This is a genomic window from Vibrio sp. R15-SG3-ISO1A (assembly GCF_059833955.1).
Genome location: NZ_JCBDGH010000004.1, coordinates 1 through 9,594 on the forward strand (window position 1 = coordinate 1; position 9,594 = coordinate 9,594).

The window sequence follows — 9,594 nt, forward strand, 5'->3', positions numbered from 1 at the left end:
GCCATTCACTTGAGGTGAGGATTTTCTCAATTTTGATATCACTGCCCCAGTAGAGCCAACTACTTAACGCAGCAGAGATAATGGCGAGGCCAGCGGCGATTCTATGATTCATGGGTAACTCCTACTGGCATACTCGAGAGAGATCGTCTTGCTCGGCAACAATGCGCAAGGTGATGTTTTCACCTGATTGTTGAAGAGAGTGAATGTAGTTCAAGACTAACTGATTGTTTTGACCACCCGTAGCGATCACCTCTACAGGCGCTAAATCCCCTTGGCGTGTTTCGTTGTAGCGTTTGACGCACTGCTCGATAGAGGGCATCCACACGCTTAAATCTGGGTGGTTCAGCGGCGTTCTCACCGGTGTGCTATCGACCACTGTCAGCTCACGAAACTGCGTTTGCGCCGGTTTTGCTAGCAGGATGGCAAGGATAGGCAGCATGACGGTAATGACAAGCAATACCATCATCAAGGGCTTGTTGTTGGTTTTAGGTTTCTTGGTGTCCACCGTGCCGGCAGTGGTGTCAACGGTCTGGGACAATGACGCTGTTACATTCTCGTTGGTGTCGAACCCTGAAACGTTAGTATCTTGGCTGTCGTCCATCTCGTCGAGATCGTCACTGGTGACTTGAGGCAACGCTCTTTCAACCGGACAGATCAACTGGTAGCCGCGTTTAGGCACTGTTTTAACGTATTGAGGCGACTTGGTGGAGTCTTGCAATAGCTTTCTTAGTGTAGAAATGGCTTGAGTAAGGCTAGAGTCGTCAACTTCAAACCCTTGCTCTCGCCAGACGAAATCGTGCAGCTCGTTGCGGGAGACAACTTCATTGGGTTTTTCTGCCAATAAAAGGAGAATGCGACTTTCATTGCTGCCCAGACGAATCACCTCGTTGTCACTCTCTTTATCGGTCAGAGAGTTGGTGTTTGGGTCAAACGTGAAGCGGTTCGCGAGGTTGAACTTAGTACCTATGTTGCTCATTGAGGTTGGCCATTTCTATAAAAAGGTTCAAGTAACGTAATGCGCATCCATTCGCCACCAAGCAGTGCTCATTGAACAAAACAGCGCAAATCTTGGCGTCTCTTTATGATTTATTCATTTTTAGATGTGCAAGAATAATCAAAATAAAACCAAAAAAACACTGTTTTTATGTTTTTTGACCTTGAATTTACACTCTCCACCCTCATCTTAACTGTCAGATTTAGCGCCAATATTCCTGCGAACAGGCAGGTGGCCTTGGAATAAAAAGCACCAAATGTGGAGTTATCATGAGCGAAACAGCAACGAATAACAAAGAAACTCGTGGTTTTCAGTCTGAAGTCAAACAACTGCTTCACCTGATGATCCATTCTCTCTACTCAAACAAAGAGATCTTTCTTCGTGAGTTGATTTCTAATGCTTCAGACGCGTCGGATAAACTGCGTTTCCAAGCCTTGTCCAATCCCGATTTATATCAAGGTGACGCCGAATTGGGTGTGAAGCTCTCTTTTGATCAAGAGGCAAACACGCTGACCATTTCCGATAACGGCATCGGTATGAGTCGTGATGACGTGATTGAACATCTAGGTACGATCGCTAAGTCGGGCACTGCAGAGTTTTTCTCTAAGCTGTCGGAAGAGCAAAGCAAAGATTCGCAATTAATCGGTCAATTTGGTGTGGGTTTCTACTCCGCCTTTATCGTCGCAGATGCCGTGACGGTGCGCACTCGCGCAGCTGGCCTGGCTGCTGATCAAGCGGTGCAATGGCACTCAGCAGGTGAAGGTGAGTACACCATCGAAGACATCATAAAAGAACAGCGTGGTACCGATATCATTCTTCATATGCGTGAAGAGGGTAAAGAGTTCCTAAACGAATGGCGTTTACGTGATGTGATCAGCAAATACTCCGATCACATCGGTATTCCAGTCTCAATCCAAACGGCCGTTCGTGATGACGAAGGCAAAGAGACCGACGAGAAGAAGTGGGAGCAGATCAACAAAGCGCAAGCACTATGGACTCGTAATAAGTCGGACATCTCAGAGGAAGAGTACCAAGAGTTTTATAAGCACGTATCGCACGATTTTGCCGATCCACTGGTGTGGAGCCACAACCGAGTGGAAGGTAAAAACGACTACACCAGTTTACTTTACATTCCATCAAAAGCACCTTGGGATATGATGAACCGTGACCACAAATCGGGTCTTAAGCTGTATGTGCAGCGTGTGTTTATCATGGATGATGCTGAGCAATTCATGCCGTCATACCTGCGCTTTGTACGCGGCTTGATCGATTCCAACGATTTGCCACTCAATGTGTCACGTGAAATTCTTCAAGACAACAAGGTGACTCAATCCCTGCGTAATGCGTGTACCAAACGTGTTTTGACCATGCTTGAACGCATGGCTAAGAATGACAGCGAGAAATATCAGTCATTCTGGAAAGAGTTTGGCTTGGTGCTCAAAGAGGGCCCAGCTGAGGACATGGCGAACAAAGAGAAAGTAGCCGGTCTGTTGCGTTTTGCGTCCACGGAAGTGGACTCGGCAGAGCAAACGGTTGACCTCGCTTCTTACGTTGAGCGTATGAAAGAGGGCCAAGATAAGATTTACTACCTCACCGCAGACAGCTACGCGGCGGCGAAAAACAGCCCTCACCTTGAGCAGTTTAAGGCCAAGGGCATTGAAGTTATCTTGATGTATGACCGCATCGACGAGTGGCTGATGAACTACTTAACTGAGTTCGATGGTAAGCAGTTCCAGTCCATTACGAAAGCGGGTCTCGATCTTAGCCAGTTCGAAGACGAAGCGGAGAAAGAGAAACAAAAAGAGACCGAGGAAGAGTTTAAGTCGGTTGTCGAGCGCACTAAGGCTTACTTAGGCGATCGCGTGAAAGAGGTTCGCACCACCTTTAAACTCGCATCGACGCCAGCGGTCGTTGTTACCGATGATTTCGAAATGGGGACACAGATGGCCAAACTGCTGGAAGCCGCAGGTCAAGCCGCGCCAGAAGTGAAGTACATCTTTGAACTTAACCCAGAGCACGCGCTGGTTAAGCGTATGGCGGATGAGGCCGATGAGGAAGCCTTTGGCCGTTGGGTCGAGGTACTGCTTGGTCAAGCCATGCTGGCAGAGCGTGGTTCGATGGCGGACCCGTCTCAGTTCCTTGGCGCCATCAATACCCTTTTGACTAAAGGATAATGGCATAGCGTCGTGCAAAAGCCCGTATCTTGCGGGCTTTTTACGTCTATTGGTTCGAATTTGCAGGAAATTGTGAGGACCTTGCACTCAAAATGCATAAAAACTCATGATGTTGCAGGCGAATGTGAGTGTTTAAGCATTCTTTAGTCGTAATAGGCGCGTTGAGCCTAAATTGTATGATAGAATGCCAGCTTGAAACCGATCAAACAGGCGTGTAATGTGCACGCCTGTTTTACTGTTTATGATGACAGTATCTATTGTAAACCGTGTTTGTATGAGGACGTTGTCCATTGTCCCTTGCAAGACGCAACGGCTGATTATGACAACCGTTATACCGAAACTTACCGATGATCTGGCTCCAAGTGGCAAGCCGCTGTGAGCTTCGGTATAAACCATTATTATCTTAAGAGGATTTAACATGCGCATCATTCTTCTAGGTGCTCCAGGTGCAGGTAAAGGCACACAGGCTCAATTCATCATGGAGAAGTACGGTATTCCACAAATCTCTACTGGTGACATGCTGCGTGCTGCGATCAAAGCAGGGACAGAGCTTGGTAAGCAAGCGAAAGCTGTGATTGATGCTGGTCAACTAGTATCGGATGAAATCATCCTAGGTCTTATCAAAGAGCGTATCGCTCAAGACGACTGTGAGAAAGGCTTCCTTCTAGACGGCTTCCCTCGCACTATCCCTCAAGCGGATGGCCTGAAAGAGATGGGTGTTGATGTTGATTACGTGATTGAGTTTGATGTCGCTGACGATGTGATTGTTGAGCGTATGGCGGGCCGTCGTGCTCACCTAGCGTCAGGCCGTACTTACCACGTTGTGTACAACCCACCAAAAGTGGAAGGTAAAGATGACGTGACGGGTGAAGACCTTGTGGTTCGTGATGACGACAAAGAAGAGACCGTTCGCGCTCGTTTAGGTGTCTACCACGATCAAACTGCGCCACTGATCGAATACTACGGTAAAGAAGCGGCAGCAGGTAACACTAAGTACTTGAAATTCGATGGTACTAAGCAAGTGGCGGAAGTGAGCGCTGATATCGAGAAGGCATTAGCATAATAGGCAATACCTATTATCATCACTTTTGTGAAATTTGTTATAGTGAAGCGACCTAATCAGGTCGCTTTTTTTATATTTCTCTTGAACTTAACGCGGCTAGGCAACGTATCTTTCAGACAATTAAGACTGGATTCAACACAGGATCGGCGGACTCTATGCAGAATAAAAAACAACAAGGTGTGCTATTGGTGAACTTGGGCACACCCGATGAACCCACCGCACCAGCCGTGAAGCGCTTTCTAAGTCAGTTCCTTCATGATCATCGCGTCGTCGACATGAGCCGCTGGCTGTGGTGCCCTATTTTACATGGTGTGATATTGCCCATTCGCTCGCCCAAAGTCGCCAAGTTATATCAAAGCGTTTGGATGGAAGAAGGGTCGCCGCTGATGGTGTACTCTAAGCGCCAAGCGGCGCGTCTGGCTGATTTTTTATCGATGCCAGTGGAGCTTGGCATGACTTATGGCAATCCTAGTCTGCAATCTGGCGTTGAGGCACTGCTTGTACAAGGCGTCGAAGAGATCATTGTGCTGCCTCTTTACCCTCAGTATTCCGGCACCACCACTGGCGCGGTCAACGATGGCTTAGCGAAAGCCTTTAAAACGATGCCCGTGTTACCCAATTATCGAATGCTGCGCGACTATCACGATCATCCTCTGTATATCAAAGCGCTGGCGGCCAGTGTTGAAGCCTCTTGGCGCCAACATGGGCGTGGGGATTACTTGCTCTGTTCGTATCATGGCATCCCTAAACGCTACGCTGATAACGGTGACATCTATCCACAGCACTGTTTGCGAACCACTGAGCTTTTGGGTAAGGCGCTGGGATTAACCAGTGAACAAATTGGCACCACGTTCCAGTCTCGCTTTGGTCGAGAAGAGTGGCTTCAGCCCTATACGGACAAAACCATTGAACAGTTACCGAGCGCTGGCATCAAAAAGCTCGATATTATGACCCCTGCCTTTTCTGCCGATTGTTTGGAAACCTTAGAGGAGATTTCCGAGCAGTGTCGTGAGTTGTATGAAGAGCATGGGGGAGAGCAGTTTAATTTTATTCCTTGCCTCAATGATGATGATCTGCATATCGAGATGATGGCAGCCTTAGTTCAAGGAGAATAATGAGAGGCGATGTTAAGCCAGACAAGAGCCTGATGTGTTCTTGACTGGCTTTTTTACACCTCGTGTCAGCTGCCTTGATGGTGACTGACTCACTTTTTACTCTTTCGCTTCATAATGACGGTATTCAAATACCTGCCCTTGCTCATTGAACGCATACACTGAATAGGCGTCGCTTTTCTCTCCATATTCCATACCGGGTGAGCCCATCGGCATGCCTGGCACCGCTAATCCTTTTGCCCCTTTGGGAGGATTGGCGAGAAACGCTTGAATGTCACTGGCGGGGATGTGGCCTTCAAATACATAACCGTCGATTTCTGCGGTATGGCAAGAGGCAAGCTGAGAGGTAATACCGAGCTGTTCTTTAATTGGGTTCATGTTGTCATGCAGTACTTCTTTGACGCTGAACCCTGCCTGCTCCATGTGTTTAGTCCACTCGCTACAACAGCCACAGTACGGCGATTTATGGTTGACCACATCGGCTGCCAGTACCTGCGGCGCTATAGTGAGTAGGGCGGTCAACATTGAGGTTTTCAGCAATCTGTTCATGAGCGATCTCCAAGCTGAGTTGAGGTTTTAAAAAGTCGAAGTCGATTGGCGTTGCTGACAACAGTAATCGACGATAAAGCCATCGCTGCGCCAGCAATGACTGGGCTGAGCAAGAAACCAAAGAGTGGGTATAACACGCCAGCGGCGACGGGAATGCCCAGTGAGTTATAGATGAAAGCACCAAATAAGTTCTGTTTCATGTTTTTGAGAGTGGCTTTAGAGAGCTCGATGGCCTGCACCACCGCCATCGGCGAGGCGTTGAGTAACGTCATTTGCGCGCTTTCAATCGCCACATCACTGCCACTGCCCATTGCAATACCGATGTCTGCTAAAGCGAGCGCTGGCGCATCGTTGACGCCATCACCGACCATGGCGACACGTTGACCGCGCACTTTCAGTGACTCAATATGCTGCGCTTTTTGATCTGGCAGCACTTCGGCGATGACATCATCAATACCGAGCTGCTTTGCGATGGCGTTGGCGACATGGGCGTTGTCTCCAGTCAGCAGCACAGGGGTAATCCCCATATTTTTTAAAGTGGTTATCGTTCGCGCGGAATCAGGTTTAATGCCATCGGCGATCGCCATCACACCGACAACCTGCTCATCCAAAGCAATAATGATTGGCGTGTAAGCCTGGTCAGCCGCGCGCTTGATGTCCGCGTCGGCGAGGCTAAGATCCCAGCCTTTTGCCTTGGCATAGTTGAGAGATACAGCACTTAGAGATTGCTTTTGATAGTGTCCGGTCACCCCTTGCCCGCGTACGTTAGTGAAGTGTGTGATAGGCAGCGGTGTGATGTGTGACGCTTGGGCGTAGTGCACGATGGCTTTTGCCAATGGGTGTTCCGAGTGACGTTCGATACCCGCGCTGAGACCTAAAAGCGTCTCGTCATCGATATGGTAGCGGGCGTGAAACTGCACTTCAGGTTTACCTTGCGTCAAGGTACCCGTTTTATCAAAGACGACTGTATCGATGCGACTGGCCGACTGCAACACATCCGCATCTTTAATTAAGATCCCTAGCTCCGCTGCTTTACCAATCCCAACCGTGACAGATAGTGGCGTCGCAAGGCCGAGCGCACATGGACAGGCGATAATTAATACTGTGGTCGCCGTGACCAGCATATAGCTGGCTTTGGGCTCAGGGCCAACAAAGAACCAGACCGCGGCCGCAATCAGAGCAACCGCAACGACGATAGGCACAAAAACGGATGAAATCTGATCGGCCAGTTTGGCAATCTGCGGTTTACTGCTTTGCGCGTCTCTGACTAATTTGATGATTTTTGCCAGCATGGTTTGACTGCCTACGCTGGTGGCTTGATATAGCAAGCTACCATCTTGGTTCAAGGTACCGGCATGTACGGTGTCACCGCTGCGTTTGAAGACTGGGATCGGCTCACCGGTAAGCATTGACTCATCGACATAGGACTCCCCGTCAGTGACAACGCCATCGACCGCGAACTGAGCCCCAGGCATGACGCGTAGCGTCATACCTTGGGTGATCTGGTCGATAGGGATGGTTCGTTCACCTTGCTCGTCGACCAACAGCGCATCGTTACTTTGCAAATTGATCAGGGCTTTAAGCGATTGAGTGGTCTTGGCTTTCGCTTTCGCTTCAATATAGTGGCCGAGCGAAATCAGGCCGATAATCATGGCACTGGCTTCAAAGTAGACGTGTCTTGAGGCAACAGGGAACCACTGTGGCACGACAACCACAAGCATCGAAAAGAGCCAGGCAGCGCCAGTCCCCAGAGCGACTAAGGTGTCCATGGTCGCTCGTTTATGGCGCAGTGCCGCGATAGCGTTAACAAAAAATCCTCTTCCTGCACTCGCCAGTAGCGCAAAACAGATCAAGCCAACAACGCCCCACGCCCATTGGTCGCCGCGGTTTTGGATCATCATACTGCCACCGAGAACACCCCATAGCATGAGCGGCGCCCCGACGATTAAACCGGCCAGTGCGCTACGCTTGTGCTGCGCTTGCTGCTTTGCCAAATTTGCCGCTTGCTCGTCCTGCTGGGTGTTAGGATCGGCGATATGTGTGGCTTGATAACCCGCGCTCTGGCTCGCTTCTACAAGATCAGCCAGTATCTGTGCGCTTTCTCGTTTGCTGAATACTGAGGCGGTTTGCTCGGCTAGATTAACGCTGACTCTGTTCACGCCCTCGACGGAGAGTAAGGCTTTTTCCACTGAGCTGACGCAACTGGCGCACGTCATCCCTGAAATAGCGAAATAGAGGCGGTGCTCATTACTATTTCTTTGCGCGGTACTCTGCGGTTCATCACCACTCTCCTTGATAGGCTCTTTACTGACGGTGTCCTCTGATATGAGCGGGGAGTCTTCAATCGGCACTGCGTAGTAACCCGTTTCTTGCACTAGGGCGATGATCTCGTCTGCTGTGAGTAGACCGGTCACGGTGAGCTTGGTGGTGGAGATGTCGACATCACCGATAGACGGATGGGATTCGAGCGCCGTTCGCAGCTTGGACACGCATCGGCCACAGTTTAGCCCCGAGAGTGAAAACGCACAGCTCGTTCCTGATTGATAGCCTAAAGACGCCACCGTTTTCGCCAGTTCGCCATACGGGGCGTGACTTTCGACTTCAATGTGTTTTTTCGATACGTCGAGGACGGTGAGCGCATGATGCTCTATCAGCGCTCGCTCTACTTTGCGTGCGCAGCCCATGCAACTCAAACCCTGTAATGGAATATCAAACCTGTACATAGCGACGGCCTTTCACTGTTATTCGATGTGAGTTCGATAAGCATAAACCTTACCTCTGGGGAAAGGTCAAGCATTGGAGCCCGAATGACGTCAAATTCGTTGAAATCAACGTATCAAGCAAAATCAGTGACTTGCATCAAGTGAGATCGTGTTCACTCTTTTTTTATTGCAAATATAAAGTGAACTAAAGAAACGCAAATAGGCTTTGACGTCGTTAACAATCTCACCGCTTTACGGGTAGAAAAGCTCAAAATTGCCGTTTTTATCGCTTTAGGTTTTTATTAACCCATTGAAATATCGTTGATTTAGATATTCTCTCAATGACAAATTTGAAGTGAGTCGAAAAATAATTTGGTTTGTTTTTTAAGGCGAAAAAAGTTTGCCAAGATGAGCCCGTCCATAAAGAGTCCTCACCACGGTGAATTCATCAGCGCGGTGGTGAGGCAAGAGAAAAATTCAAAAAATGACTATATAGGGGTTAATCTTATGTCTCACTGTAAAAAAACGTTTCTTAGCGCAGCAGTTGCTGCGGCGACTCTGACTGCTGGCGCTGCACACGCTTACATGTTAGGTGACCCAAATGATGCCAATGTTGAAGTGTATGGTGTGGTCTCCATTTCAGCGGTGGATTACGGCGCATCGAATGATGCAGGGCCGGATGCAGGCTGGGCACTAGAGAATGAAACGCGTGTTGGTTTTCGCGCTGCGAAAGTGATGACGGACAGCGTCACGGCATTTGCTCAAGTGGAATCGGGTTGGGTTCTGGATGACGGCGCTAAGCTCGGCAACCGTGATACCTTCGTTGGCCTACGCGGCGATGATTGGGGCTCCGTGCGTTTTGGTCGTATGTTGACACCTATGTATGAATTGGTGGACTGGCCATACTCAGCATCAAACTTAGGCCGCACATTCGACCGCGCATGGCGCAGCGGTGAGCGTTACCACTTTGACCGTAAGAGCCAAATGTTCCGCTACGATT

At 49.2% G+C, this 9,594-nt stretch carries 7 protein-coding genes; 4 read left to right on the forward strand and 3 right to left on the reverse strand.

Features of this window, described 5'->3' with window-relative positions; genetic code table 11:
• Positions 1-121: 121 nt before the first annotated feature.
• Positions 122-976 carry a winged helix-turn-helix domain-containing protein gene (locus AC6R0L_RS00205; RefSeq protein ID WP_500627875.1) on the reverse strand — a complete coding sequence of 285 codons (855 nt, stop codon included), beginning with the start codon at positions 974-976 and terminating at the stop codon, positions 122-124.
• Positions 977-1,263: 287 nt separating this feature from the next.
• Here AC6R0L_RS00205 and htpG point away from each other — a divergent pair, with 287 nt between their 5' ends.
• The 3 genes from htpG to hemH all read left to right on the forward strand — a co-directional run bounded on the left by htpG (position 1,264) and on the right by hemH (position 5,346).
• Positions 1,264-3,168, forward strand: coding sequence for a molecular chaperone HtpG (htpG, locus tag AC6R0L_RS00210; RefSeq protein ID WP_487903511.1), 1,905 nt, complete (start codon positions 1,264-1,266; stop codon positions 3,166-3,168).
• 418 nt (positions 3,169-3,586) lie between these two features.
• The gene (adk, locus tag AC6R0L_RS00215; protein ID WP_334551248.1) at positions 3,587-4,231 is read left to right on the forward strand and encodes an adenylate kinase; all 645 of its coding nucleotides are present in this window, start codon (positions 3,587-3,589) and stop codon (positions 4,229-4,231) included.
• 155 nt (positions 4,232-4,386) lie between these two features.
• The gene (hemH, locus tag AC6R0L_RS00220) at positions 4,387-5,346 is read left to right on the forward strand and encodes a ferrochelatase (protein WP_500627876.1); all 960 of its coding nucleotides are present in this window, start codon (positions 4,387-4,389) and stop codon (positions 5,344-5,346) included.
• A 96-nt stretch (positions 5,347-5,442) separates the two neighbouring features.
• On the opposite strand, the gene AC6R0L_RS00225 is transcribed toward hemH, so the two are convergent.
• Both AC6R0L_RS00225 and AC6R0L_RS00230 read right to left on the reverse strand, forming a co-directional pair.
• Positions 5,443-5,892, reverse strand: a complete 450-nt coding sequence (locus tag AC6R0L_RS00225) for a DUF411 domain-containing protein (protein ID WP_500627877.1) — start codon at positions 5,890-5,892, stop codon at positions 5,443-5,445.
• Complete coding sequence (locus AC6R0L_RS00230) at positions 5,889-8,615, reverse strand: heavy metal translocating P-type ATPase (RefSeq protein WP_500627878.1); 2,727 nt, start codon at positions 8,613-8,615, stop codon at positions 5,889-5,891. The genes AC6R0L_RS00225 and AC6R0L_RS00230 overlap by 4 nt, the downstream gene beginning before the upstream one ends.
• Before the next feature lie 486 nt (positions 8,616-9,101).
• On the opposite strand from AC6R0L_RS00230, the gene AC6R0L_RS00235 reads away from it, so the two are divergent.
• A partial coding sequence (locus AC6R0L_RS00235) for a porin (RefSeq protein ID WP_500627879.1) occupies positions 9,102-9,594 on the forward strand: 493 nt, incomplete at its 3' end.